The organism is Nocardia sp. A7 (genome assembly GCF_046549215.1).
Classification (GTDB): domain Bacteria; phylum Actinomycetota; class Actinomycetes; order Mycobacteriales; family Mycobacteriaceae; genus Nocardia.
On the sequence record NZ_JAJPWE010000002.1, the window covers coordinates 148,962 to 173,293 of the forward strand.

The window sequence follows — 24,332 nt, forward strand, 5'->3', positions numbered from 1 at the left end:
TCACGTAACCACGCAGGGCGCCCGCGCATGCCGAGAGGATGCAGCATCATGAGCGAGAACCTCGCCCCCGACGCCGGTTCGATCGCCGACGCCGGAGCGGGCCAGCCCGACCGCCTCCAGCGGCTCTGGACGCCCTACCGGATGTCCTACATCACCGGTGAGGTGAAGCCAAAGGACGCGACCGGGCATCCGTTCACCGATATCCCCAAGATGTCGGACGAAGACGGCCTGATCATCGCCCGCGGCGAGAATGTTTACGCCGTGCTCAACTTGTACCCGTACAACCCAGGGCACATGATGGTGGTGCCTTACCGCCGGGTAGCCGACCTGGAGGACCTCACGACCGCCGAGAGCGCGGAACTGATGGCCTTCACGCAGCGGGCCATTCGTGTGATGAAGCAGGTCTCGCGACCCGCCGGATTCAACGTGGGCCTCAACCTCGGCGGCGTGGCCGGTGGTTCGCTCGCCGACCACCTGCACCAGCACATCGTGCCGCGCTGGGGCGGGGACGCGAACTTCATCACCGTGGTCGGCGGGGTGAAAGTGATGCCTCAGTTGTTGCGCGAAACGCGGCAGCTGCTGGCGGAGGCATGGGAGGCGTAGATGTGTGATCATCGCGCAGCCCCACACATCGCAGCCGATCGGGTGCGGGTGTCCCGCAGGTCGCAGGAGGAATAAAGACCGTGCTCAGCTTCTTCGGCCGCCAGACGTTTGCGAAAGCGACTGCGCCGCTGGGCAAAGCGCTCGTCGGGACGGGGCTCACCCCGGACGCGATGACACTGATCGGCACCGCGGCCACGATCGCCGCCGCGGTGACCCTGTACCCCTCCGGGCACCTGTTCTGGGGAACGATCGTCATCTGGCTGTTCGTCATGTTCGACATGCTCGACGGGGCGATGGCGCGCGCCCGCGGCGGCGGCACGAAGTACGGCGCGGTCCTCGACGCCACCTGTGACCGGGTGGCCGACGGCGCGATCTTCGGCGGACTCGCCTGGTGGGCGGTCTATCACGAGCAGAGCAGGGAACTGTTCGCGGTGACGTTGGTCGTGCTGGTCACCTCGCAGGTGATCTCCTACGCCAAGGCGCGGGCCGAGGCGAGTGGCCTGTCCGCCGACGGCGGTCTCATCGAACGCCCGGACCGCCTGGTCATCGCGCTGGCAGGCGCCGGTCTCACCGGCATCGGCGGGCACTGGGGGATCGACTGGTTGACCTGGGCCATCTATGTGGCCATGTGGGTGCTCGCGGTGCTGAGCATCGTGACGGTGTTCCAGCGGGTGCTCGCGGTGCGCAATTCGCCGGGTGCGCGGGTTGTCATTCCGCCCGCACCGCAGCAGGAGGCATCATGAGTCTCAAAGTTCAGCTGAGCGACTGGGGATATGCTGCGGGCTGGCGTCTGGTGCGTTCGGCACCGGAAGGGTTGGTGCGCAAGGTTTTCAACCTCGGCGCCGATCGTGTCGCGAAAGACGGCGGACCGGAACAGTTGCGCCGCAACCTTTCTCGCGTCCTCGGCGTGCCCGCCGATCAGGTACCCGACGAACTGATGCGGGCGAGCATGCGCTCCTATGCCCGGTACTGGCGTGAAGCGTTCCGGCTGCCGTCGATGGACCACACCGAGATCGACTACTACGTCGGCGGTCTGGAGAATGTCGATGCCGCGCTGGAAGCAGGTCGCGGACTCATTCTGGTGCTTCCGCATTCGGGCAACTGGGACATGGCCGGTGTCTGGCTCGTGCAGCACTACGACAACTTCACCACCGTTCAGGAACGGCTGAAACCCGAATCGCTGTTCGAGCGGTTCGTCGCCTATCGCGAGAGCCTCGGTTTCGAGGTCTTCCCGCTGACCGGTGGTGAGGAGCCGCCGTTCGCCGCGCTCACCGACCGCCTGCGACAGAACCGGATCGTGTGCCTGTTGGGCGAACGCGACCTCACCGGAAAAGGTGTCCCCGTCGACTTCCTCGGTGAACGCACGTGGATGCCGGGCGGTCCCGCCAAATTGGCGATCGAGACCGGTGCGGCGCTGGTGCCGGTGCACGGCTGGTTCACCGTCGATGACGACGGCACCGAAGGCTGGGGGCTGAAAGCGGAACCGGCACTGGATGTTTCCGGTGGGGTCGCGGCGGCCACGCAGTTGCTGGCCGACCGTTTCGCCGCCAATATCACCGAGCACCCGGCCGATTGGCACATGCTGCAGCCGATGTGGGAAGGCGACCTGTCGCCCGAACGACTGGCGCGGATCACCGCGCACCGGACGGGCGGCCAACGGTGAAGATCGGCATGATCTGCCCGTATTCGTTCGATGTCCCAGGCGGCGTGCAGGCGCATGTGGTCGAGCTCGCCCGGGTGTTCATCGAACGCGGGCACAAGGTGAGCGTGCTCGCCCCCGCCTCCGACGACACCCCGCTGCCCGATTTCGTCGTCTCGGCCGGTCGCGCGGTCGCGATTCCCTACAACGGGTCCGTGGCGCGGTTGTCGTTCGGCCCCATGGCCTACACCAGGATCCGGCGCTGGATCGACAGCAACGACTTCGACGTGCTGCACATCCACGAACCCAACGCCCCGAGCCTGTCGATGCTGGCGCTCAAGATCGCCGAGGGACCGATCGTGGCGACCTTCCACACCTCGACCACGAAGTCGTTGGTGCTCAGCACTTTTCAGGGTGTGCTCCGCCCGTATCACGAGAAGATCAGCGGGCGGATCGCCGTGTCCGAACTGGCCAGGCGCTGGCAGGTCGAAGCGCTCGGCTCCGACGCGGTGGAGATCCCCAACGGCGTCGATGTGTCGGCGTTCGCGCGCGGTGAGCCACTCGCCGGGTATCCGCGCACAGGCCGCACGGTGCTGTTCCTCGGACGCTACGACGAACCGCGCAAGGGCATGGACGTGCTGCTCGGCGCGCTGCCCGCGCTCATCGAACACCATCCCGACGTGCAGATCCTCATCGTCGGGCGCGGTGACGAGGAACGGCTGCGGCGCGAAGCCGGCGAGCACGCGGGGCATCTGCGCTTCCTCGGACAGGTCTCCGACGAGGAGAAGGCCGCCGCGCTGCGCAGTGCCGATGTGTACGTCGCGCCGAATCTGGGCGGTGAGAGCTTCGGCATCATCCTGATCGAGGCGATGGCGGCCGGGACCCCGGTGGTCGCGAGCGAGCTCGACGCCTTCCGGCGCGTGCTGCGTGACGGGACAGCGGGCATGCTCACCCCGATCGGCGATTCCGCCGCGCTGGCCACCGCGATCGACACGCTGCTGACCGACGACGAGACCCGCGAACGCCTCGTGCGCACCGCGACCCAGGTGGTCGCGGGCTACGACTGGCCGGTCGTGGCCGAACAGATCCTGCGGGTGTACGAGACCGTCACCGTCGGCGACAACCGGGTGCGGGCCGCCGGATGATCACCTTCTCCGCCACCACCGTCCTCGTTCTCGGGCTGATCGCCCTGCTCGTTCTCGCGCTCGGCGTGTGGGCCTATTCCACCGCCAACCGCCTCGACCGGCTGCACGTGCGCTCCGATCAGTCCTGGCAGGCACTCGATGCCGCACTCGCCCGACGCGCTGTAGTGGCGCGCGCGGTCGCGATGGCCCTAGCCGACCACCAACGGCAGCAACAGACCGACCTCGGCGTACACCGTGTCGGGGAGGCCGGTCCAGCGAGCACCGATCCGCGCCGGGCCGAGCGGGCCGCGCAGCTCGCGTCGCTGGCCGACCGGGCCGAACGTGTCGACCGCGGTGACCGGGAGACGGTCGAAAACCAGCTCTCCGCCGCGCTGTCACTGGTCGACATCGAACACCTGCGACCCCAGTTGGTGGCCGAACTCGCCGACGCCGAAGCGCGCGTGCTGATCGCGCGCCGCTTCCACAACGACGCCGTGCGCGACACCCTCGCCCTGCGCACCCGCAGACCCGTGCGGATCCTGCACCTCGGCGGCACCGCACCGCTGCCGCACTATTTCGAGATCACCGAACGCGCGACGCCCGCCGCCGCCACCGGCCTCGTCGTGCACACCACCCGCACCTCGGCCCGGGTGGTCCTGCTCGACGAACAGAACCGCGTGCTGCTGCTGCGTGGCCACGACCCGATGTTCCCCGAGGTCGCCTTCTGGTTCACCGTCGGCGGCGGAGTCGAACCGGGGGAGAACCTGCGTGACGCCGCGGTCCGCGAGGTCTACGAGGAAACCGGCCAGCGCGTGGACCCCGCCTCGCTACGCGGTCCGCTGTGGCGCCGGGTCGCGGTGTTCCCGTTCAACGGCGAACTCATCCGCTCCGAAGAACTGTTCTTCACGCTACGGTCGCCCGGCTTCGAATGGCGCCCCGCCGACCTCACCGCCCTGGAACGCCGCACCATCACCGACCACCGCTGGTGCACGGCCGACGACATCCGCAGCCTCGACGCCGCGGGCGAGGCCGTCTACCCGTATCACCTCGACGAGCTGCTCGCCGAGGCCGTGACCGCGGCCGAAGACGACGCCCAGCACGTTGTCCGCTCCATCCGCTGACGGCGTAGACCCGCACGTCCCCTGTCCCGAAAACCAGTTGACTTTCTCGGTACACCCCCGCATATGGTGAGCGGGTGAATTCTCCGGAGGCGTCAAGAAGGTAGCCGTCCGGCCTGCGGGCCGGGCGGCGTTGTGGTCCACCATCCATCGGTCCGCGGACCGGTGCGAGGTGTTGTTCGCAACGCCGGATGATCGTCGATTCCTCGCGGCCGAGCCATGATTCGCTCGATGCCGCCTCATCTCGGACACCGCGCACGACGCGCGGGTGTCCCGGTATCCGGAGAGTTGATCAATCATGCCCATCGGGGTTTTCGTGCTGGCTGCCGCGGTTTTCGCGCAGGGCACATCGGAATTCATGATGTCGGGGTTGCTGGCGCGGACCGCCGCCGACTTCGGCCTCTCGCTCGGCACAGTGGGGTTGCTGACCTCGGTGTACGCGGTCGGCATGGTGCTGGGGGCGCCGACGATGGCGGCCACCGCGGGCCGGTGGCCGCTACGGCGTTCTGCGACAACGTTTCTCGCGCTCTTCTGCCTCACCCATATGGTCGGCGCGGTCACCACCGATTTCACGGTGCTGGTAGCGACACGGGTGGTGGCGGCGGCCGCCAATGCAGGCTTCCTGTCGATCGTGCTGGCCGCCCTGCCGCGGCTGGTCGGGCCCGCGCTGGTCGGGCGGGCGACCTCGATCATCGTGTCCGGGGTGACGGTGGCCTGCATCGCGGGCGTGCCCGCGGGGACTCTGCTCGGGCAGCTGTGGGGTTGGCGAGCGGCCTTCTGGGCCGTCGCGGTGGTGAGCGCGGTGGTGCTCGTCCCGGTGGCGGTGAAGGTCCCGCGTGACGGCGCGGAGGAGGGGGCATCGGATCGGTCGATGCGGTCGGAGTGGGCGGTGCTCGGGGTGCGCGCGGTGCGGTCGGCCGTGGTCGTCGGGATCCTGGTCAATGCCGCGACGTTCGCCGCGTTCACCTACCTCGGCACCATCGCCGCCGAGATCGCGGGCACAACCGGGGTCTGGGTTCCGCTGGTGCTGGCGTTGTTCGGTCTCGGCTCTTTCGTCGGTGTGACGCTCACCGGTCGGTACAGCGACCGCCATGGTCGCTCCATCATCACCGCGGGGACGGTCGGACTGGTCGGTGTGTGGGCGCTGGCCGCGCTGGCCGCGTACACGATGGCGGGGGTCGCGGTCATGACGTTGCTCACAGGCGCGGCCGCGTTCGGCGTCGGATCCGCGTTGATCGCGACGATCGTGCAGACCGCCGCACCTACCGCACCTCGGCTCGCCGGCGCGTTGGCCACCACCGCGCTCAATCTCGGTGCGGTGCTCGGTCCGGTCGTCGCGGGCGTGGCCGTTGACCGCGCGCAAACCCCGGTCGCGGCGTTGTGGTGCGCTGCCGGTGCGGCGGCCGTCGCGGCGGTGATCGTGCTGTTCGACCGAACGCGACGAGGCCCGGTGGTGGACGCCGTCGGGGCCGGTGCGCGGTGAGTGGCAGGCCATCGGAGCAGGCCAGCGGTGGTCGGAGACCACATCTCCCCAGGTCGCGGCAAGGCCAGTGGTGCTCAACTGGCTATGAAGGCCGAATTCGGGCAGCTCTAGAATCGACGGTGAACCTCAATCCCGAGCGACTTGATTGGCGCCCATGACACAGGAGACATTCGTGACTACGCCTGAGAACACCAACACCGTCGGCACCGCCCGCGTCAAGCGCGGCATGGCCGAGATGCTCAAGGGTGGCGTGATCATGGATGTGGTCAACGCCGAGCAGGCCAAGATCGCCGAAGACGCGGGCGCCGTGGCCGTGATGGCGCTCGAGCGGGTGCCCGCCGACATCCGCGCCCAGGGCGGCGTGTCCCGGATGAGCGACCCGGACATGATCGACGGCATCATCGCCGCGGTCTCCATCCCGGTCATGGCCAAGGCCCGCATCGGCCACTTCGTCGAGGCGCAGATCCTGCAGAGCCTGGGTGTCGACTACATCGACGAGTCCGAGGTCCTCACCCCCGCCGACTACGCCAACCACGTCGACAAGTGGAACTTCACCGTCCCCTTCGTCTGTGGCGCCACCAACCTCGGTGAGGCTCTGCGCCGCATCACCGAAGGCGCGGCCATGATCCGCTCCAAGGGCGAGGCAGGCACCGGCGACGTCTCCAACGCCACCACCCACATGCGCACCATCCGCGGCGAGATCCGCCGCCTGACCTCGCTGTCCGAGGACGAGCTCTTCGTGGCCGCGAAGGAACTGCAGGCCCCGTACGAGCTGGTCCGTGAGGTCGCCCAGACCGGCAAGCTCCCGGTCGTGATGTTCACCGCCGGCGGCATCGCCACCCCCGCCGACGCCGCCATGATGATGCAGCTCGGCGCCGAAGGCGTGTTCGTCGGCTCGGGCATCTTCAAGTCCGGCAACCCCGAACAGCGCGCCGCCGCCATCGTCAAGGCCACCACCTTCTACGACGACCCGGACGTGCTGGCCAAGGTCTCGCGCGGCTTGGGTGAGGCCATGGTCGGCATCAACGTCGAAGAGATCCCGCAGCCGCACCGTCTGGCCGAGCGCGGCTGGTAATCATGGGCCCGATACCGTTCGGGCACTGAGGAATTCGCCTCGGTGGGCGTCGTGATCGCGGCGCCCACCGAGGCTTTTTTGGGGCAAGGACTCAGCGCCGCAGGAGTTCGGTGGTGAGGGTGTCGAGGCGGATCGCGTTGTCCGGGTCGAAGTCCTTGCGCGTCAAGGGGAGTCGGGTCCGGCGCCGGAAGGCGGTCACCGGATCCGCGGGTGGTTCGTCGAGCAGCCGGGCGATCGGCGGTACGGCTTGGTCGACCGATCGGCCGACGACGTATCCGGCGGCCTTGGTCAGGATTCGCTGAGATGTGGGCAGCGGGTCGGCCATCGCGGTGCGCACCATCATCGGGTTGTAGAGCACGTAGCGGGTGCGTGCGTCCGGGTAGCGCTGGGGAAAGGCGATGCCGAGCAGGTCGTTGGCGCGCGAGGCCTGCATGGCGGCGCGGACGCCGGTGTAGCCCCGGCTCAGGGTCAGATCGTCCCAATGGATTCGGCCGGGGAAGCCGCCGGGGCCGCAGATGTTCATGATCACCGGGGCGCTGGTGCGTTCCAGCGCTGCGACCAAGCCGTGTCCGAGGACGAATCGGCTCAGGTAGTGCAGCGCGAAGGTGAACTCGATGCCGTCCTCGGTTTCGGTCCGCCGCGGCTGGAACCGTTGCGCACCGAAGATCAGGCCGTCGACCACCTCGGTGCGCGCGGTGATCCCGTCGAGCGCTGTCCGCATTCCGGCCAGGGTGCTCAGGTCGGCGCACAAGAACACCGCGCGCTCGCCCGCGCCGATCGCGGCGGCCTCCCGAACGAACGCCTCGCCTTTGGTGGTACCGCTGGCGAGCGCGATGACCCGGTCACCGCGTCGCAGAAAATGTAGGCCGAGCCCCTTGCCCATGCCGTCGGTGCCGCCGGTGATGACATATGTGCGCATCGAATTCCGTTCTCCTCGAATCACTCTGGACTGGGTCATCGGCCGATAGTTCGAGGCTAGAAACCGGGACGCCACCAAGTCAACATCTGATGACTTACCATGACTTCATGGCACCGAAGCTCGAACCACGTCGCCGCGATCGTGCGGCCACCCGTGCGGCACTGCTCGACGCCGCGCGAATCCGTTTCGCCGCACAGGGTTTCGACGGCACCGGCCTGCGCGAGATCGCCGCCGAGGTCGGCGTCGACCCTGCTTTGGTGTCGCGCTACTTCGGCTCCAAGAAGGCGCTCTACGCCGAGGCGATGCGCATGGAGATCCCCACCGGAGTGGCCGCCGACCCGCACCGGCCGGTGGTCAGCATCGCCGACGCCCTGCTCCACGACGTCGTGTACCAGGACTGGTCGCAGTACGGCGGCGAACACCCGCTGCTGGCCATGCTCCGCTCGGCAGGCCACGACGACGTGCGCGATCAGTTACGGGCTCAACTCTGCGACGGCTACCTGCAAGAGTTCGCCGACCGGCTCGACGGTCCCGACGCGCAACTACGTGCGGAGCTGATCGGAGCTCTGCTGATCGGCCTCGGCGTTCTGCGTTCGGTGATCGGCACGCCCGCCGTGAGCGCGGCTCCGTTCGACCGAACCCGGGTGCTCGCGGCCCGTATGGTGAACGCCCTGACCTGATCACGACTGATAAGGCAGGTGTCTCAAAGGATTCCCTGTTCGTGCGCGTAGATCGCGGCCTGGGTGCGGTCGCGGACGCCGAGGCGATGGAGGATGCTCGAGACGTGGTTCTTGACGGTGCCCTCGCTGAGATAGAGGGACCGGGCGATTTCGCGGTTGGCGGCGCCGGTGGCGAGCAGGCGAAGGACCTCGGTTTCGCGGCCGCTGAGGTCGATGGTGGGGCGTGGGATACGGGAGCGCACCATGGCGGCGAGGCGGGTGGTGACGGCGGCGGAATACTGGTCGACACCCGCGTGCGCGAGGCGGATCGCCTGGGCGAGTTCGGCGGCGGGAAGGTCTTTGAGCAGGTAGCCGGACGCGCCCGCGTGCAGGGCGGCGACGATGTAGCCGTCGTCGTCGAAGGTGGTGAGCATCAACACGGTGACCCCCCCGCGCAGCCTGGTGGCCGCCTCCACGCCGCCCATTCCGGGCATGCGGACATCCATCAGTACCACGTCCGGCTGCAGCGTGGTCGCGAGTTCGACTGCCTCGGAACCACTTTCGACCGCACCGAGGACCTCGATGCCTGGTTGCAGGGCGAGCAACGCGGCGATCCCTTCGCGAACCAAACGCTCATCATCGGCGATCAGCACGCGGACCTTCGGGGCAGTGCCCGACATCTCGGGATCGCGTCCGGTCATCGCCCCACCGCGGGGACCGTGGCGAGCAGACGAGTTCCGTCGGTACTAGATGTGATTCGCACATCGCCGCCGACCAGGTCCAGGCGTTCACGCATTCCGGACAGCCCTTGGCCTTCTGTCGTGCCGGGCGCGAAACCTGTTCCGTTGTCGGCGATATCGAGGACGCCGGTGCTCGCGGTGAGGTCGACGCGGACCGCGACGGCGGTGGCGCCGGAGTGGCGGCGTGCGTTGGTGAGTGCTTCCTGTGCGGCGAGGTACAGGGCGAGGCGGACGGGTTCGCCGACGGTGTCCTCGGTGCCGGTGAGGTCGAGGGTCACGGCGAATCCGGTGTCGTCGAGCCGGGTCACGAGTGCTCGCAACGCGGTGGCGAGGGTGAACTGCGTGTCATCGGCACGCAGGGTGCCGACCGCGCGCCGCACCTCGTCGAGGGCCAGGCGCGTGGAATGACGCCCTTCGGCGAGTGCCCGGTCGGCGATATCGGTATCCAACGGCCGGTAGGCGGCCGATTTCTCCAGTTGGATCGCGGTGACCACGAGGTGATGGCCGACGCTGTCATGGATATCGCGCGCTACCCGGGTTCGTTCGGCGACGGTGGCGAGGGAGACCGCCTGGTCGGCGTATTCCCGGAGCCGGGCGTGCGCGTCGGCCAGTTCGGTGAGCAGTGTTTCGGCGCGGCGCCGCCCGGTTTCCTCGCGTTCGGCGATCACCGCGATCGCGAGGGCGAAAACGACGCCGATCGTGAGCATCAGCAGATCCGAGAGCGCCTCGGGATTCGCTCGCAGCGCCGGTCGCCCGATGACGAGGATCCCGGCGAGGAGCAGACCGCTACCGGCGAGTGCGTAGGCGACACGATGCCCGACGGTGAAATAGGCAGTGAGCGGAAGCAAGACGAACAGGACCTTCGCATTGCCACTGCTGTCGAGCGCGGTGATCGCCGCGTACAGGACGCCGCGGACGACCAGCCCGGTGATCGCGAGGGTCCTCGACCGGGTGAACCACCCTGCGGCGATCTCCAGCCCTCCCGCGAGCACGAGGGCCCCGGTGAACGCGATCGACCGGGCAGGGTCGACAGGAGCGGTCGAGGCGACAGCGAGCCCGGCTATGAGCACCGAGACATACAGGAAGCACGCGACCCAGGTCAGTGCGCGTGGTCGATGCATTCGCTGAGCGTATGGGTAGATCCGACACCCTGCCACGGTTGCGCGACGAATCTGGCCGAAGGTCATGGGTCGCCCGGCACTGACGGTCGTGACCACCGGATTCCTACCGTCGACCTCGACATCGAGAAGGGATTTCGACATGGACACACGAGCACTACTGCGACTGGGCGGCGTCTCCGGCCTCATCTGCGGCGGAGCTATCGCCGCGGCGGGCGCGATCGAACTGGTCGCCGCGGGCAAGACACCACTCACCCAGGTTCTCAACGGGGCCGCTGTCCCCTTCGGGATCGGCCTGCTGGTGGCGTTGTACGCGCTGCTGCATCAGCGTCTCGGCCGCTTCGGAGCACTCGCCTTCGTTGTGCAGTTCCTCGGCTTCGGCTATTTCGCGGGTATCGCCTTCGCCAGGAATTTCGTGCTGGTGTACTTGGACAAGCCGGTCGTCGACGAATTGCTCACCAGCCCAGCCAAATCCGCGTTCCTCGGCACCGCGGTTCTCGCACTGAGCGGAACACTGCTGTTCGGCACAGCGCTGCTGCGTAGCGCGGCGGTCCCGCGCGGCGCAGTGATCCTCTACACCGCGGGCCTGTCCGTGCTCTGCCTGACCTTCCTGCTCCCGGCACCGCTGGTCCGTGTCGGACACATCGCGGCCGGATTCGGCATGGTGTGGCTGGCCTGGACCGTGTGGTCGAGCGTGCGAGTGGACCCGTCGATACCCGACCCGGCGCGCTAGCGATACCGGAGGCCGCGGCCTACGGCTGGCCCGCCGCGCCTTCGGTATCGGTGGTGAGGGCGTCGGCGAAGTTCTCGGCGTAGCCGAGGATGAGCTGGCGCTGGGTGGGCAGGAGAACGGCCAGCTCGTGCCAGGCGATGGCGGTGGGCGAGCCGTACAGATGGGTCAGGTCGGTGACCAGGGCCGCGGCCTGTTCGGGAGTGGGGGCGGTGGGGCGCGCGAAGGCGAGCAGGGAGGCGCCGATGGCGATGTGGCGGTAGCCGTGGACGGCCATGCGGCGGATGACCGTGTGGTTGTCGTAGGTACTCCAGTCGTCGGCGAAGTACCCGTTGGGAATGCCGGCGATGGCGAGGTCGTCGCGGTCCACCGGGACGCGCTGGATCAGGACGACGTCGTCGACCACGCGGTCGGGGGAGCGGTTGGCGGCGACGAGCGCGGCGAGCTCGTCCTCGGACGCGTTGCGGGTGTCGCGCAAGGATTCCCAGGGGACGCGCGCGGACGGTTTGTCGAGCAGCGCGGCGATCCGGGAGACCGTGGCGTTCTCGGCGTGGTGGGTGGCGGCGGGATCGTCCGGGTCGTCGTGGTCCCCGCCGTCGCCTTCCACGAGCCCGAGGGTGGCGTGCATGCTCGTGTACGCGCACTGGCCGAGATCGTCGAGCGTGCACAGGATCCGCGCGTCGGGATGGTCCATGCGGACGAGCTCCAACGCGTCGAGCAGTTGGGCGAAGGTGGTGACGTCGTCGAGGCGGGCAACGGTGTTGGAGTCCAGCCGGTTACGTCGAACGGGTGGTTCGCCCGGCTCGAAAGTCGTCATCTGCACCCCGTCATCCTGGCACGGCCTTCGGCGCGTCGGAGTGATCCCGGCGCCGGTGGGCGATGTGGGCTTCGTCTGCGCCGTGCGCTGTGCCCTCGCGGGCGCCGTCGTTGCGCGATGCCTGCGTCGGTTGGCCCATGATTTGCTGCCAACTGGGCGTACCGTACAGTCGGTCCGTGACCGCGCTCGACTTCTCCTTGCTGGTCGTCGCGGGATTCTTCACCGGCTTGATCGGTTTCGTCACCGGGATGGCCTCGATCGTCTCCTATCCGGCGCTGCTGGCCGCCGGTCTGCCGCCCGTCGCGGCCAATGTCACCAACACCGTCGCCATGGTCGCTGTCGGCGTCGGGGCGACCGCGAATTCCGGCCGCGAACTCATCGGCCGCGGACCCACGCTGGTGCGCTGGGCGGTGCTGGCGGCCGTGGGCGGACTTCTCGGCGCGCTCGCGCTGCTGGTCGCCCCGGACGGCGCGTTCGAGGTGGTCGTGCCGTTCCTGGTGGCCATGGCGTCGATCGCGCTGCTGGTGCAACCGCTGGTGCGCCGTCATATCGGCGAGCTCAGCGCGCCGTGGATCGTGCCGGTCGGCATCCTGCTCACGTCCGTGTACGGCGGCTACTTCGGCGCGGGCGCCGGCGTGATCTATCTGTCGATGATGATGCTGTTCACCGCCGAATCCGTCTGGAGCGCCTCGATTCTCAAGAGCTTCCTGCTCGGCATCGCGAACCTGGTCGCCGCGATCGGATTCGCGGCCTTCGGTCCGGTGCACTGGGGCGCGGCACTGGCCCTCGGCGCGGGTGCGCTGGCCGGTGGCTGGTGCGGTCCGCCGGTGGTGAAAGTGATCCCGCCGAGCGTGTTGCGCGTGACGGTCGGCATCGGCGGCCTCGGCCTGGCCGTGTACTTGGCTGTCTAGAGCCCCGGATTTCCCCTGCCGGGGTGCTGCGCGGTCCGTAGCCTGGAGACGGTGCACCACTCAGATAGTGAAATCGCAATCCACGCAACAGAAGTCGCTTCGGAAGTGATCCGGTCGGCATTTCACGCACCGCTCACTCGCTACGCCAAACAGGGCGATGATTTCGCCACGCAGGCCGATATCGCCGCCGAAAATGCCATCCTCGATGTCCTCGCGACCGCATGCCCGGGCGACCGGTTCGTCGCCGAGGAATCGGGAGTCACCGGATCCGACCGTAGCGACCGCACGTGGTTCATCGATCCACTGTGTGGCACAAGGAATTTCGCAGTCGACACCGCGTTCGTCGCGGTGAATGTCGCCCTACGCGACGGCGATACCGTGCAGGTGGCGGCAACCGCCGACCCGTTCGCAGGCGAGATCTTCTGGACAGCGGGGCAGGGCGCGTTCCTCCGCGCCGACGGCCGCGACGAGCCACTGCGGCCGCACGCGGGCAGCCACCTCGTCGACGTCGACCTCGACCACCCGTTCCCCTGGTCGACCCCGGCACAACTCTTCGACGCCGAAGGCTTTGCGGGCGCATTCCATCCGCGGGTGTTGTCGACCTCGCTGGCCCTGGTGTGGGTCGCGGCCGGTCGCCGAGCCGCCTACATCACCGGCGGCGACCTGCGCGAGAGCGTGCACTTCAGCAGTGCGATCGCGGTGTGCCAGGCGGCGGGCTGCGTGGTGACCGGCCTCGCCGGACAACCGCTACACACCGCGCCACACGGACTGATCGCCGCGGCGGACGCGCACACCCACGCCCGACTGGTAGCCGCGGTCACCGGCCTGCGCCCCGGGTAGCACTGGGGTACACCACAATCCGACGCGTCTCATAGACCCACGTTGTCTGTGTCTTAGGGTTTCCTCAAATTCACTGGGTAGCGTCCGGGCCGTGGCATCGAGGCCTGCGCTGTGTGGCGCCGATCCTCCGCCGTCGCCCAGTGGGCGAGAGACCGACCCGACGTAAGGACGAGTGGATGAAGTTTCGTAGGACCGGACGAGTAGCGATCGCGGGACTGGCTGTGGTTGCCGCCCTCGGCCTGAGCGCGTGCAGTGACGACAAGGGCGAAGCCGCGCCCAAGACCACTACCAGCGCCAAGGCTTCGGCGGCAGGCACGCCCACCGCGGAACTTCCTGCCGTGCCTACCGTCGAGCAGCTCAACACCCAGCTCACCACCGCACTGGATCCGGCGGTCCCCAACGACCAGAAGCTGGACTTCGTCCAGGGCATCGAGGCCGACCCCGAGCTGCCGAACCGCCTGGCGCAGGCCGTTGAGACCAACAACGTCCAGGTGCAGGTCACCGAGGTGACCTCCTTCGGTGACAGTGTCAACGCCAAGGCCAACTTCACGGTCAACGGGCAGACCAATGTCGTCGACGTGCCGTTCGTGGCCGAAAACGGCAAGTGGAAGGTCCAGAAGTCGTGGGCCTGCACCATGCTGACCAACCTGGGGCAGACCTCGGTCGCCTGCGCCTGATCTCTGCTCGCGCGAGCCCCGTTCGGAAATCCGGACGGGGCTCTCGCGTATGCGGAGTATGCCGGGCCCGCAACGGGTTCCGTGTCAGCCGCGCAGTGCCGCCCGATCGGGATGATCCCAGCGCACGGTCCAGGTCGCGTTCTCGGGATTCTCGGCTGTGTGATCGCGCACAGCGGGCAGTGTCCACTGCTGATCGGCCGGCGTCAGTCGCAGCGCCGCTTGCTCACTCAGCTCCAAGCGGATCGTGAGATCGAAGTCGAGCCCGCGCCCCAGCAGCATCGGTCCCGCGAGCACCAACACCAAGTCGGCCTGCGCGGGGCGAATCGCCGCCCGCGCCGACCGATCTCGCTCCTCGTCCCACAACGCGGGCAACCACCGCCCCCTCGGTGCGCATCGCGTCCAGAATCTCGCGCCGCAGCGCGTCGTAATCGAACCATGCTGTGCGATAAGACCATTCGTCATCACGACCGTATTCCATGCGCAACGACGCGGGTCGCACGAAGTCGTGCGTCGACACCACTGCCGCCGATCGACCTCGGTCAGTGAGCGTCGCCACGATCCGGCGGCCGAGGTCGACGGGCACGGCGGCATCGGCACCGTCGACCGCGAGCACCCGTCGCCCCGGCAGCTCGACGAGCCGGTCGGCGACGAGTCGGGCCAGGGCGGTGGGCGAGGTGGGCGTGAACGTCGGCACACCGACCATCACAGCAAATTCCGGGCCGTCGCGCAGAGCCTGACAAGAGCCGGACAAACCGCCCGGTCGGCGAGGCGATAATCTCGAGCACATGGCGACAATCGAAGAGGCGCTCGCGATCGAGCGGCTGGAGCGCGACATCTTCCGCGGCGCGTCCACGAAGTCTCAGCTACCGCGGACCTTCGGCGGTCAGGTAGCAGGGCAGGCGCTGGTCTCGGCGGTCCGCACCGTCGACCCCGCCTTCCAGGTGCATTCCCTGCACGGCTACTTCCTGCGACCGGGCAACCCGGAGGAACCCACTGTCTTCCAGGTGGAGCGCATCCGCGACGGCCGGTCCTTCTGCACCCGCCGCGTCACCGGCGTGCAGGACGGGCAGGCGATATTCACGATGTCGGCCTCGTTCCATCACGGTGACGAAGGGCCGGAGCACCAGGACGTGATGCCCGCGGTCGAAGCTCCCGACGACATGCCCGACGCCAGCGTGACCATGACTCCCGAACGGCTGTGGGAGATGCGGGAATGGGAGCACTGGGACATCCGCACCGTCCCGCAGGACCAGGTCGTCGCACGCGACGGTGCCGTGTCCCCGCAGCAGGTGTGGTTCCGGTACCGCCATCCACTGCCCGACGACCCGATGTTCCACGTCTGCACGCTGGCCTACATGAGCGATATGACGCTGCTCGGCTCGTCGAAGGTGATCCACCCCGACGAACCGACCCAGAACGCCTCGCTCGACCACGCCATGTGGTTCCTTCGCCCGTTCCGCGCCGACGAATGGCTGCTCTACGACCAGTCCTCGCCCTCGGCCGGCTTCGGTCGCGCGCTGACCGGCGGCAAGATCTGGGACCGCGCGGGCAACCTGGTCGCCGCCGTCGTCCAGGAAGGCCTGACCCGCACGCCGCGCCACCGGTGAGCGTGAGCGGGCACACATCGGACCCGCTCGTAAGCTCAACGGCTGTGAACGCAACCTCGACCGCCACCCGGCCGACCATCGGTGTCCTCGCGCTGCAGGGTGACGTGCGCGAGCACGTTGCCGCGCTGGAACACTGCGGCGCCGATCCGGTGCTGGTGCGGCGCGAGTCGGAACTGGCCTCGGTCGACGGGCTCGTGCTGCCCGGTGGTGAGTCGACCGCGATCTCCAAGCTGCTGCAGGCGTTCGACCTGCTGGAACCGTTGCGGGCTCGGCTGCGCGACGGGCTGCCCGCCTTCGGTTCCTGCGCGGGCATGATCCTGCTCGCCTCGGAGGTCCTCGACACCAGGGCCGACGCCCAGCACCTGTCCGGGATCGATATGACGGTGCGGCGCAACGCGTTCGGCCGTCAGGTCGACTCCTTCGAGACCGATCTGGACTTCACCGGCCTCGACACGCCCGTGCGCGCGGTGTTCATCCGCGCGCCGTGGGTGGAACGCGTCGGTGACGGTGTCGAGGTGCTGGCACGGGTGCCGCACGGGCCCGCCGAGGGGCGCATCGTGGCTGTCAGGCAGGGCAAGGTGGTGGCGACCTCGTTCCACCCCGAGGTGACCGGTGATCTCCGGGTGCACGAACTGTTCGTCGACCTGGTCCGCAGCGCGCGGTAAACCCCGCGTCGGCGGGCGTGGCGGGACAGTGAGTAGGCTGGATCGAGCTTGTCCGCCCGGGCAGACGCGCCACCGACTTGAAGGAAGTAGGGCATGAGCGGCCACTCCAAATGGGCCACCACCAAGCACAAGAAGGCGGGGATCGACGCCAAGCGCGGCAAACTCTTCGCCAAGCTGATCAAGAACATCGAGGTGGCGGCCCGCACTGGTGGTAGTGACCCTGCGGGCAATCCGACGCTGTTCGACGCCATCCAGAAGGCGAAGAAGACTTCGGTCCCCAATGACAACATCGAGCGTGCCCGCAAGCGCGGCGGTGGTGAAGAGGCCGGCGGCGCCGACTGGCAGACGATCATGTACGAGGGCTACGGGCCCAACGGTGTCGCTGTGCTGATCGAATGCCTCACCGACAACCGCAATCGCGCCGCGGGCGAGGTCCGGCTCGCGATGACCCGCAACGGCGGCAACATGGCCGATCCGGGTTCGGTGTCGTACCTGTTCGCCCGCAAGGGCGTGGTGACGCTGGAGAAGAACGGCCTGTCCGAGGACGACGTCCTCGAAACGGTCCTCGACGCGGGTGCCGAAGATGTCAACGACCACGGCGACGTCTTCGAGATCATCTCCGAGCCCGGCGATCTGATCGCGGTGCGTTCGGCACTGCAGGCCGCCGATATCGACTACGACTCCGCCGAGTCCGGTTTCCAGGCGTCGGTGTCGGTCGCGGTCGACGCCGACGGTGCTCGCAAGGTGTTCAAGCTGGTCGACGCGCTCGAAGACAGCGACGATGTGCAGAACGTGTACACCAATGTCGACATCTCCGACGAAGTCGCCGCGGAACTCGACGACGAGTAGTCAGCATCGCGTTCGACCGCCCCAGCTGTGAATTCAGCTGGGGCGGTTCACGTTTCGGCTACGAAGCCCGCTGCTCGTAGTAGCCCGACATCGACGGGTAGTAGTCGGCGAAATCCGGTCGTTCGGTGTGCGTGCACGCGGCGACGAACATGTCCGCGTAGTACTCCCAGCCCGGACCGATCTGCGGGATCTCCGCGAGCTGATACTCCGACGTCAGGTGGTGGACCAGGCGCAGCACGGTGGCCGGGCCGGTGTCGAGCAGGGTCACCTCGAGGCGCCACAGGCCGATCTGATCGGTCGAGGAGATGCCGAGGTGGATCGGTGGGGTGCAGTCGTCGATGTGCATCGCCGTCCACGGCTCACCCTCCTCGAACCGCATCTGCACTTGGATGGTATTGCCGGTACCCGCGTCCCCCTCCCAGGTGCCGTACCAGCCCGAGGTGAGGTGCGGATCGGTCAACCGCGCCCACACCTCCTCGATCGGCAACCCCAACGACCGGGTGATCACCAGATCTCGCCCCTCTGGCGTCGCCACGATGTCACCGGTGGGTATGGCCATGTGCGGGTTCTCCTCGCCTCGGACGGACCGACCACCTCGACCGTACCCGCGGGCGAAGTCCCCGCCCGGCACAATGACGACATGACACGAATCGAGGTGGAGTTGCTAGCGGGTGCTGATTTCGCGGACCTCGCGTAGGTGTTGTTCCATGGCGGATGCGGCGGTGGGGCCGTCTCGGTTGTCGATCGCTTGCAGGATCTGGGTGTGGCCGTGGAGGGAGACTCGGCGGCCGAGGGGGGTGCGGTGGGAGAGGACTCGGGTGTGGCGGGTCCACTCCGTGGTCATCGTGCAGAGGGTGACCAGGAGTGGGTTCTGGGCGGAATGTGCCAGTAGCGTGTGGAATTCGATGTCGAGGGCCATCGATTCGTCCGGGCTGAGGGTTTCGTCGGAGCGGTCGATGACGGCGTGCAGTGACAGCAGATTCGATTCCACGGCGCGCAGGGCGGCGAGCTGGGCGATGCGGGGTTCGACCAGGTCGCGCAGTTCGGTCGCGTAGGCGAGTTCGGTGTCGAGGTCGGCGAGGGTGCCGTGCAGTTCGGCGGCGCCGCGGGGGAGGTCGGTGACGGTGCTGCCGCGACCCTGTCTGCGGTCGACCAGGTTCTTGGATTCCAGCTCGAACATGGCTTCGCGCAGCGAGGAGCGCGAGACATTCAGCTGCGCCGCGAGTTCGCGTTCCGGCGGTAGTCGGTCGCCCGCGCGCAGGGCGCCATCGATGATCAGCCGTTCCAGGTGAGCGGCCACTTCGGCGCTGACGCTGCCGGTGCGGCGGCGCAGCGGGGGGATCGGTGCGACGGTCACCTGGCTCCTCGCGAATCGTGATGATTGGTCCGGCCAATTGTAATCGAGGTCGGACCTCTGACCGATATTGCCGGGGTGTAAAGCCTCGGTTACGCACGTTTCGCCCGGTCGCAAGGCTGCATTTAGTGGAATACCGTTACTGCATGAGATGGTCGGACCAATGTTCGGCTGAACGTCGCGGAGACCGGAGGAACCACTGTGACCTCGTTGGCTGAGGACCAGATCGCCCCCGCATTCCCGGTGCTGCAGCAGGGCAGCGGCATCGCGCCGGGGATCACCTATGTCCCCGCCGATCCCGATCGGGTGCTGTGGGGCAGGCTGCCGCGACGCGGTGACACCCCGGTGACGACCGTCGCGCCGGGTACGAGCGTGGTGATCGACACGATCAGTCACGAGGGCATCCTCGCCGATCAGGGCTCGGACCCGGTCGCCTACTTTCGCGGGCACGGCGTAGCTCGCGATCAGATACTCGACGACACCGTCGAGGTGGTCGCCCGGCGCGTGCGCGAGGACGGGGCGGGACCGCACATCGTGACCGGCCCGATCGCCGTCGACGGCGCAGCGCCCGGCGATCTGCTCGCCGTGCGGATCGAGCACCTCGCGATGCGCGCGCCCTACGGTGTCATCTCGACCAGGCACGGTCGCGGCATGCTGGCCGGCACGCCGCACGACGGCTCGTACGGGCAGTTCTGCACGGTGATCGGGCGAGATGACAAGTGGTTCGGCAGCATGCCGATCGGCCCCGGCAGCCCGCACCGGGCGCGCTTTCCGCTCGATCCGTTCCTCGGCATCATGGGCGTGGCCACCGACACCGAGGACCGTGCGCATTCTGTGCCACCGGGTGCGCACGGCGGCAACATCGACGTCAAACTGCTCACGCCAGGCGCCACCGTGTTCCTGCCGGTGCAGGTGCCCGACGCGTTGTTCTATGTGGGTGACCCGCATTTCGCGCAGGGTGACGGGGAGGTGGCGCTCACCGCACTGGAGGCGCCGCTGCGGGCGAGGGTGACCCTGGACCTGATCCCGGCGGAGCAGGTCGCCGACATCGGTTCGTGCACAGGGCCGTTCGCGGCCGGGCACGGCCTCGTGATCCCGACCGGGCTCGATCCCGATCTGGACACGGCACTGTCGCTGTGTGTGGGCAATGCCGTCGACCTGCTCGGCGCGCTGTTCGACACCGATCCGCACAGTGCCTACCTCTACCTCAGTGCCGCAGCCGATTTCACCATCTCGCAGGCTGTCGATCTGACCCGCGGGGTGCACGGCAAGATCCGGGTTGCCGACTTCGCGCACACCACGGGCACCGATCTGGCCCGCTTCATCCTGGAGCGGGCGCGGTGACCGCGACAGCGCGCGACGTCGAGGTGGACACCACTGTGTGGCGCGAGCGCGGTGACCCGCTGGTGAGGGCGACGTCAACAGGCCCGCTCGCCGGGCACACAGTCGCCGTGAAAGACCTGTTCGCGGTGGCCGGATACCCGATCGGCGCAGGTGTCGAGGATTTTCTCGCCGAGCGCACCCCCGAACCACGCCACGCCGCGGTCGTCGCCGACCTGCTCGCGGCAGGCGCCACCATCACCGGCATCGCGAGGACGGACGAATTCGCCTACAGCATCACCGGTGGCAACGGACGCACCGGCATGCCGGTCAATCCAGCTGCGCCACAATGTGTTCCAGGTGGTTCAACGAGCGGGCCCGCTGTCGCGGTCGCTCGCGGCGAGGCGACGATCGGCCTCGGTACAGACACCGCGGGTTCGATCCGCGTTCCCGGCTCCTACCAGGGACTCTGGGGCATCAGAACCACGCACGCCAGCCTCGACACCACCGGTCTACTACCCTTGGCCCCGTCGTTCGACACCATCGGGTGGCTCACCCGTGATCCCGCCACCCTCTTTGCGGTCGCCGATGTGCTGATCACGAATACCGTTGTGCCGCAGAACAAGAACGCCGTAGCGCGCATCGACATCGGACGCAGCCCGGTGGGAAGAGATCCCGAGGTCGGGCAGGGTGCCGCGGCAACGGATTCCGAGCACACCGGGCTCAGGGCAGGGGAGCTCGTCGTCGACCCGGCACTCTGCGGGGCTGCCGAACCGGGTGTCGCCGAGCGGTCACTGCTGGCCGCCGAAGAACTCGGGGCTCGACCGATCACCCTGCGGGCCGACCTCGATCGCTGGTTCTCCGCGTTTCGCGCCGTGCAGGCGTTCGAAGCGTGGGCCGGGCACGGTGAATGGCTGACCGCGCATCCCGGCGCGCTCGAACCCGAGGTCGGCGAGCGTTTCGCCTGGGCCGCAACGGTGACCGCCGAGCAGGCAACGGCCGCGCGGACAGTCGTTGTCGAGGCTGCTGTGCGGATCCGCGGGACCATCGGCGACCGCGTGCTGGTCCTGCCGACGACGGCCGGACCGCCGCCGTTGCGCGAGGCCGACCAGCGCACCCGCGATGCCGTCCGCGGCGCGACGCTGCGGCTGACCTGCCTGGCGTCGATCGCCGGCCTGCCCGCCGTCACCCTGCCGCTGCCGGACCGCCACGGCCTACCCGTCGGCCTGTGCCTGGTCGGTGCCGCGAACACCGACCGTGCCCTCATCCACCTCGCGACCCGCTGCGCCGCGCGACTGGCGAACCTATGAGAAATGGACCCGCAATGCCTACCTCCGACACGACGTGGACCGCAACCACCCCAGCGATGACTCGCACACTGCGCCGGGTTCTCTCGGCCGTGTTCGCGGCGCTGCTCATCGTCACGGGCCTGACCGCCTGCGTATCGACCCCGGGCGGCACCAGTGACCCGGCATCGGTGCGGATCGGCACGCTGCGTGGGCAGCCGCACCTGTACGCGCCGTACTTCATGCAGCGTTTCGCCCCCGCGGGCACGACCTATGAGATCGTGCTGTTCGAGAACTCACCCGACATCAAGAACGCGATCGCCTCGGGCGCTGTCGATTTCGGGGTGCTCGGTGCGCCGTCGATGCTGGCGGGCAGTGCCGCGGGTCAGGATGTGAAGATCGTCGCCTCCGCCGCCGACGGTGGGTCGGCGTTCGTCGGCAAGCCGGAGATCACCACGGTGAACGACCTGCGCGGCAAGAAGATCGGCTTCCCGCAGGGCTCGTCACAGGAGATCCTGCTGCGGCTCACCCTGACAGCGCACGGTCTCGACCCGGTCACCGACGTGCAATTGGTCAACCTGTCCTACTCGGACATGGCCAACGCCTACAAGTACGGTCAGATCGACGCGTTTCTCAGCGCCGAGACCGCGCCGTCGATCGTCATGCAGGTCGGCGCGCATCCGATCGTCTCGCCGTATGACACCGCGATCGGCGGGGTGAACATCGTCTTCGGTACCAGGGGCGCGCTGATCGACCAGGATCGCGACCGGGTGCAGCAGACCGTGCGCAGCTTCGTTCAGGCCATCGAGTTCATGAAGGGCGATCGCACCGCCTGGGTCGACGGGCTGGTCGACACCTTCGGCCTCGACCGCACGATCGTCGACACCGCGACGAACAACGTCTGGTTGCGGTGGGAACTCGACGACGGGTACCGCGGCCGGGTGGTCGCCCTCGCCGAGCAGATGCGGGCCTTCGACCAGCTGTCCAAGGCGCCGGATATGGCGAAGGTGTTCGACACCGGGTTCCTGACCCCCGCGGGGATCGGGCGATGACAGCCCTCGACGCACCACCGGTCGGCCACACCACCGCCGTGCCGCCCGAGAGTCGACGGCGGCTGCCGAGCCGGGTGCTCACAGTGCTGTGGGCACTGCCGGTCCCGCTACTGCTCGGGCTGCTGTGGGACCGCGGCGTCGAGGGCGCGCGGACGCTGCCATTCGGTATCCAGATGCAGTTCCTGCCGAAACCGTACGAGGTGGCGCGGCGCCTGGCCGACCTCGCGTTCGGCGGCATCATCGGCGATACCTACAGTGGCACCCTGTGGTTGCACCTGTACGCCAGCACGCTGCGGGTGCTGCAGGGGTTCCTGTTCGCGGCCGCCGTCGCGATCCCGCTCGGCATCGTGATGGGTCGCTCCCGGCTCGTCTACCGCATGCTCGAACCGACGATCAACCTGGTCCGCCCGATTCCGGTGACCGCGTGGGCCCCGCTGTCGCTGCTGATCATCGGCTTCGGCGACCGCTCGACGATCTTCCTGGTGTTCCTCGCCGCGGTGTTCTCGATCCTGCTGAACACGATCGCCGGCGTGCGGGCGGTGCCGGAGCGCCTGCTGGAAGCCGCCGCGATGCTGGGCACCCGGCCCGCACACACCCTGTACAAGGTGGTGTTGCCCGCCGCCGTGCCGAGCATCGTCGCCGGTCTGCGGATCGCGCTCGGCCTGTCGTGGGTGATCCTCGTGGTCGGCGAGACGGTGGGCATCCGAATCGGGTTGGGGGCGTTGATCACTCAGGCCAGGGAACAATCGCGCACCGACCTGATCATCGCGGTGATGATCGTGATCGGCCTGGCCGGATTCGTCGCCGATCGGCTGCTGATGCTGCTGGTCGAGCTTGCAGCGGGCCGTCGGCCGCTGCTGCCGTGACCGCAGACAGGACACTCATGAAGATCTACTCCACCCGCCGCCGCCCGCATCGCCCCGCGCGCATCGTTGTCGACGGGCTCGGTAAGCGCTATTCCGGTGCACCCGGGTTCGCCGTCGACGGCGTCGAACTCGACATCGCCGCAGGCGAATTCGTCTGTGTGGTCGGTGCCAGCGGTTGCGGGAAATCCACGCTGCTCCGGATTCTCGCCGGTTTGGAGGCTGCCACCACCGGTACTGTCACCGTCGCCGACGAACCGGTCAGCGGACCTGGCCCCGAGCGCGGTGTCGTCTTCCAGGATTATGGGCTGTTTCCGTGGCTCACCGTCGCCGAGAACATCGCCTACGGACCGAAGCAGGCCAGGATGACCCGGCCCGATATCCGCGAGATCACCGACCGCTGGCTCGACACCGTCGGCCTGACCCGCGTGCGAAAGTCGTTCCCGCACCAGCTGTCCGGTGGTATGCAGCAGCGCGTCGCGATCGCCAGGGTGCTGGCCAACAGCCCCGCTGTCCTGCTGATGGACGAACCGTTCGGTGCCCTCGACGCGCTCACCCGCACCGACATGCAGGCCGAGCTCAAACGCATCCACCGCGAGACCGCCGTGACCGTCGTCTTCGTCACCCACGGTATCGACGAGGCCGTCTATCTGGCCGACCGTGTCGTGGTGATGGCCGGTGGCGCGGCCCACGGCAACGCGGGTCACGTCCGCGAGATCGTCGAGATCGACCTGCCCGGTGAACGGGACTCCACCACACCGGAATTCAACGCCTACAAACGCCGCATCGATGCCTTGGTCCACCGGGGCAACCACAGCGCCGCCTGATCTGTCGCGGTGACCGGGTCGTCGGCGGCTGTAGGACCGTCGAGGTCGGCTCGGCG

General features: G+C 68.2%; 26 protein-coding genes and 1 pseudogene. 20 read left to right on the forward strand and 7 right to left on the reverse strand.

Annotated features, from left to right (window positions below; genetic code table 11):
* Window positions 1–48: 48 nt before the first annotated feature.
* The 7 genes from ACLJPD_RS12080 (at window position 49) to pdxS (ending at window position 7,042) form a co-directional block, all read left to right on the forward strand.
* A complete protein-coding gene (locus ACLJPD_RS12080) occupies window positions 49–603 on the forward strand; it encodes an HIT family protein (RefSeq protein ID WP_410872131.1) in 555 nt (184 codons plus the stop codon).
* Between the two features lie 80 nt (window positions 604–683).
* Complete coding sequence (gene pgsA / locus ACLJPD_RS12085; RefSeq protein ID WP_410872132.1) at window positions 684–1,346, forward strand: phosphatidylinositol phosphate synthase; 663 nt, start codon at window positions 684–686, stop codon at window positions 1,344–1,346.
* Entirely contained in the window at window positions 1,343–2,266 is a 924-nt protein-coding gene (locus ACLJPD_RS12090; RefSeq protein ID WP_410872133.1) for a phosphatidylinositol mannoside acyltransferase, read from the forward strand. The genes pgsA and ACLJPD_RS12090 overlap by 4 nt, the downstream gene beginning before the upstream one ends.
* Entirely contained in the window at window positions 2,263–3,387 is a 1,125-nt protein-coding gene (locus tag ACLJPD_RS12095) for a glycosyltransferase family 4 protein (RefSeq protein WP_410872134.1), read from the forward strand. The genes ACLJPD_RS12090 and ACLJPD_RS12095 overlap by 4 nt, the downstream gene beginning before the upstream one ends.
* Window positions 3,387–4,487, forward strand: a complete 1,101-nt coding sequence (locus ACLJPD_RS12100; RefSeq protein ID WP_410873389.1) for an NUDIX hydrolase — start codon at window positions 3,387–3,389, stop codon at window positions 4,485–4,487. The genes ACLJPD_RS12095 and ACLJPD_RS12100 overlap by 1 nt, the downstream gene beginning before the upstream one ends.
* Window positions 4,488–4,782: 295 nt before the next feature.
* Window positions 4,783–5,967 carry a Cmx/CmrA family chloramphenicol efflux MFS transporter gene (locus ACLJPD_RS12105; RefSeq protein WP_410872135.1) on the forward strand — a complete coding sequence of 395 codons (1,185 nt, stop codon included), beginning with the start codon at window positions 4,783–4,785 and terminating at the stop codon, window positions 5,965–5,967.
* A gap of 154 nt (window positions 5,968–6,121) precedes the next feature.
* Entirely contained in the window at window positions 6,122–7,042 is a 921-nt protein-coding gene (pdxS, locus tag ACLJPD_RS12110; protein ID WP_410872136.1) for a pyridoxal 5'-phosphate synthase lyase subunit PdxS, read from the forward strand.
* Window positions 7,043–7,133: 91 nt separating this feature from the next.
* On the opposite strand, the gene ACLJPD_RS12115 is transcribed toward pdxS, so the two are convergent.
* Window positions 7,134–7,961, reverse strand: a complete 828-nt coding sequence (locus ACLJPD_RS12115) for an SDR family NAD(P)-dependent oxidoreductase (protein WP_410872137.1) — start codon at window positions 7,959–7,961, stop codon at window positions 7,134–7,136.
* Between the two features lie 107 nt (window positions 7,962–8,068).
* Between ACLJPD_RS12115 and ACLJPD_RS12120 the strand changes: the two genes are divergently transcribed.
* Window positions 8,069–8,641, forward strand: a complete 573-nt coding sequence (locus ACLJPD_RS12120) for a TetR family transcriptional regulator (protein ID WP_410872138.1) — start codon at window positions 8,069–8,071, stop codon at window positions 8,639–8,641.
* 23 nt (window positions 8,642–8,664) lie between these two features.
* On the opposite strand, the gene ACLJPD_RS12125 is transcribed toward ACLJPD_RS12120, so the two are convergent.
* Together ACLJPD_RS12125 and ACLJPD_RS12130 are read right to left on the reverse strand one after the other, a co-directional pair.
* Entirely contained in the window at window positions 8,665–9,321 is a 657-nt protein-coding gene (locus tag ACLJPD_RS12125) for a response regulator (RefSeq protein ID WP_410872139.1), read from the reverse strand.
* Window positions 9,318–10,481: a sensor histidine kinase gene (locus tag ACLJPD_RS12130; RefSeq protein ID WP_410872140.1), complete on the reverse strand. Its 1,164-nt coding sequence runs from the start codon at window positions 10,479–10,481 to the stop codon at window positions 9,318–9,320. The genes ACLJPD_RS12125 and ACLJPD_RS12130 overlap by 4 nt, the downstream gene beginning before the upstream one ends.
* Before the next feature lie 139 nt (window positions 10,482–10,620).
* On the opposite strand from ACLJPD_RS12130, the gene ACLJPD_RS12135 reads away from it, so the two are divergent.
* Window positions 10,621–11,211: a hypothetical protein gene (locus ACLJPD_RS12135; RefSeq protein ID WP_410872141.1), complete on the forward strand. Its 591-nt coding sequence runs from the start codon at window positions 10,621–10,623 to the stop codon at window positions 11,209–11,211.
* A gap of 19 nt (window positions 11,212–11,230) precedes the next feature.
* Here the strand turns inward: ACLJPD_RS12135 and ACLJPD_RS12140 are convergent, their stop codons facing one another.
* Window positions 11,231–12,025 carry a hypothetical protein gene (locus tag ACLJPD_RS12140; RefSeq protein WP_410872142.1) on the reverse strand — a complete coding sequence of 265 codons (795 nt, stop codon included), beginning with the start codon at window positions 12,023–12,025 and terminating at the stop codon, window positions 11,231–11,233.
* 176 nt (window positions 12,026–12,201) lie between these two features.
* Between ACLJPD_RS12140 and ACLJPD_RS12145 the strand changes: the two genes are divergently transcribed.
* The 3 genes from ACLJPD_RS12145 (at window position 12,202) to ACLJPD_RS12155 (ending at window position 14,453) form a co-directional block, all read left to right on the forward strand.
* A complete protein-coding gene (locus ACLJPD_RS12145) occupies window positions 12,202–12,936 on the forward strand; it encodes a TSUP family transporter (protein WP_410872143.1) in 735 nt (244 codons plus the stop codon).
* Window positions 12,937–12,987: 51 nt separating this feature from the next.
* Window positions 12,988–13,776, forward strand: coding sequence for an inositol monophosphatase family protein (locus ACLJPD_RS12150; RefSeq protein WP_410872144.1), 789 nt, complete (start codon window positions 12,988–12,990; stop codon window positions 13,774–13,776).
* 176 nt (window positions 13,777–13,952) lie between these two features.
* Entirely contained in the window at window positions 13,953–14,453 is a 501-nt protein-coding gene (locus ACLJPD_RS12155) for a hypothetical protein (RefSeq protein ID WP_410872145.1), read from the forward strand.
* Between the two features lie 84 nt (window positions 14,454–14,537).
* Here ACLJPD_RS12155 and ACLJPD_RS12160 read toward each other — a convergent pair.
* Window positions 14,538–15,156 (reverse strand): annotated as a pseudogene (locus ACLJPD_RS12160) (hypothetical protein).
* A gap of 82 nt (window positions 15,157–15,238) precedes the next feature.
* Between ACLJPD_RS12160 and ACLJPD_RS12165 the strand changes: the two are divergent.
* The 3 genes from ACLJPD_RS12165 to ACLJPD_RS12175 all read left to right on the forward strand — a co-directional run bounded on the left by ACLJPD_RS12165 (window position 15,239) and on the right by ACLJPD_RS12175 (window position 17,574).
* Complete coding sequence (locus tag ACLJPD_RS12165; protein WP_410872146.1) at window positions 15,239–16,060, forward strand: acyl-CoA thioesterase; 822 nt, start codon at window positions 15,239–15,241, stop codon at window positions 16,058–16,060.
* 44 nt (window positions 16,061–16,104) lie between these two features.
* Window positions 16,105–16,725, forward strand: coding sequence for a pyridoxal 5'-phosphate synthase glutaminase subunit PdxT (gene pdxT / locus ACLJPD_RS12170; protein ID WP_410872147.1), 621 nt, complete (start codon window positions 16,105–16,107; stop codon window positions 16,723–16,725).
* A 93-nt stretch (window positions 16,726–16,818) separates the two neighbouring features.
* Window positions 16,819–17,574, forward strand: coding sequence for a YebC/PmpR family DNA-binding transcriptional regulator (locus ACLJPD_RS12175; RefSeq protein ID WP_410872148.1), 756 nt, complete (start codon window positions 16,819–16,821; stop codon window positions 17,572–17,574).
* Between the two features lie 58 nt (window positions 17,575–17,632).
* On the opposite strand, the gene ACLJPD_RS12180 is transcribed toward ACLJPD_RS12175, so the two are convergent.
* Window positions 17,633–18,133 (reverse strand): SRPBCC domain-containing protein, encoded by a 501-nt coding sequence (locus ACLJPD_RS12180; RefSeq protein WP_410872149.1) that lies wholly within the window; start codon window positions 18,131–18,133, stop codon window positions 17,633–17,635.
* A 105-nt stretch (window positions 18,134–18,238) separates the two neighbouring features.
* Window positions 18,239–18,931 carry a FadR/GntR family transcriptional regulator gene (locus ACLJPD_RS12185; protein ID WP_410872150.1) on the reverse strand — a complete coding sequence of 231 codons (693 nt, stop codon included), beginning with the start codon at window positions 18,929–18,931 and terminating at the stop codon, window positions 18,239–18,241.
* 198 nt (window positions 18,932–19,129) lie between these two features.
* Here ACLJPD_RS12185 and ACLJPD_RS12190 point away from each other — a divergent pair, with 198 nt between their 5' ends.
* Genes ACLJPD_RS12190 through ACLJPD_RS12210 form a run of 5 tightly spaced genes read left to right on the forward strand, consistent with a single transcriptional unit; the run spans window position 19,130 to window position 24,276 of the window.
* On the forward strand, window positions 19,130–20,272 hold the full coding sequence (locus tag ACLJPD_RS12190) for an acetamidase/formamidase family protein (RefSeq protein WP_410872151.1): 1,143 nt from the start codon (window positions 19,130–19,132) through the stop codon (window positions 20,270–20,272).
* Complete coding sequence (locus tag ACLJPD_RS12195) at window positions 20,269–21,558, forward strand: amidase family protein (RefSeq protein ID WP_410872152.1); 1,290 nt, start codon at window positions 20,269–20,271, stop codon at window positions 21,556–21,558. Before ACLJPD_RS12190 ends, ACLJPD_RS12195 begins: the two co-directional genes overlap by 4 nt.
* A 56-nt stretch (window positions 21,559–21,614) precedes the next feature.
* Window positions 21,615–22,586 (forward strand): ABC transporter substrate-binding protein, encoded by a 972-nt coding sequence (locus ACLJPD_RS12200; RefSeq protein ID WP_410872153.1) that lies wholly within the window; start codon window positions 21,615–21,617, stop codon window positions 22,584–22,586.
* Complete coding sequence (locus tag ACLJPD_RS12205; RefSeq protein WP_410872154.1) at window positions 22,583–23,452, forward strand: ABC transporter permease; 870 nt, start codon at window positions 22,583–22,585, stop codon at window positions 23,450–23,452. Before ACLJPD_RS12200 ends, ACLJPD_RS12205 begins: the two co-directional genes overlap by 4 nt.
* A gap of 17 nt (window positions 23,453–23,469) precedes the next feature.
* Window positions 23,470–24,276: an ABC transporter ATP-binding protein gene (locus ACLJPD_RS12210; RefSeq protein ID WP_410872155.1), complete on the forward strand. Its 807-nt coding sequence runs from the start codon at window positions 23,470–23,472 to the stop codon at window positions 24,274–24,276.
* The last annotated feature ends 56 nt before the right edge of the window (window positions 24,277–24,332 follow it).

Bases quoted from the DNA above. Each gene is read 5' to 3' on its own strand.
- ACLJPD_RS12080 (WP_410872131.1), top strand. From the start codon at position 49: ATGAGCGAGAACCTCGCCCCCGACGCCGGTTCGATCGCCGACGCCGGA.
- ACLJPD_RS12090 (WP_410872133.1), top strand. From the start codon at position 1,343: ATGAGTCTCAAAGTTCAGCTGAGCGACTGGGGATATGCTGCGGGCTGG.
- ACLJPD_RS12105 (WP_410872135.1), top strand. From the start codon at position 4,783: ATGCCCATCGGGGTTTTCGTGCTGGCTGCCGCGGTTTTCGCGCAGGGC.
- pdxS (WP_410872136.1), top strand. From the start codon at position 6,122: ATGACACAGGAGACATTCGTGACTACGCCTGAGAACACCAACACCGTC.
- ACLJPD_RS12115 (WP_410872137.1), bottom strand. From the start codon at position 7,961: ATGCGCACATATGTCATCACCGGCGGCACCGACGGCATGGGCAAGGGG.
- ACLJPD_RS12120 (WP_410872138.1), top strand. From the start codon at position 8,069: ATGGCACCGAAGCTCGAACCACGTCGCCGCGATCGTGCGGCCACCCGT.
- ACLJPD_RS12125 (WP_410872139.1), bottom strand. From the start codon at position 9,321: ATGACCGGACGCGATCCCGAGATGTCGGGCACTGCCCCGAAGGTCCGC.
- ACLJPD_RS12130 (WP_410872140.1), bottom strand. From the start codon at position 10,481: ATGCATCGACCACGCGCACTGACCTGGGTCGCGTGCTTCCTGTATGTC.
- ACLJPD_RS12135 (WP_410872141.1), top strand. From the start codon at position 10,621: ATGGACACACGAGCACTACTGCGACTGGGCGGCGTCTCCGGCCTCATC.
- ACLJPD_RS12140 (WP_410872142.1), bottom strand. From the start codon at position 12,025: ATGACGACTTTCGAGCCGGGCGAACCACCCGTTCGACGTAACCGGCTG.
- ACLJPD_RS12155 (WP_410872145.1), top strand. From the start codon at position 13,953: ATGAAGTTTCGTAGGACCGGACGAGTAGCGATCGCGGGACTGGCTGTG.
- ACLJPD_RS12165 (WP_410872146.1), top strand. From the start codon at position 15,239: ATGGCGACAATCGAAGAGGCGCTCGCGATCGAGCGGCTGGAGCGCGAC.
- ACLJPD_RS12175 (WP_410872148.1), top strand. From the start codon at position 16,819: ATGAGCGGCCACTCCAAATGGGCCACCACCAAGCACAAGAAGGCGGGG.
- ACLJPD_RS12180 (WP_410872149.1), bottom strand. From the start codon at position 18,133: ATGGCCATACCCACCGGTGACATCGTGGCGACGCCAGAGGGGCGAGAT.
- ACLJPD_RS12200 (WP_410872153.1), top strand. From the start codon at position 21,615: ATGACTCGCACACTGCGCCGGGTTCTCTCGGCCGTGTTCGCGGCGCTG.
- ACLJPD_RS12205 (WP_410872154.1), top strand. From the start codon at position 22,583: ATGACAGCCCTCGACGCACCACCGGTCGGCCACACCACCGCCGTGCCG.
- ACLJPD_RS12210 (WP_410872155.1), top strand. From the start codon at position 23,470: ATGAAGATCTACTCCACCCGCCGCCGCCCGCATCGCCCCGCGCGCATC.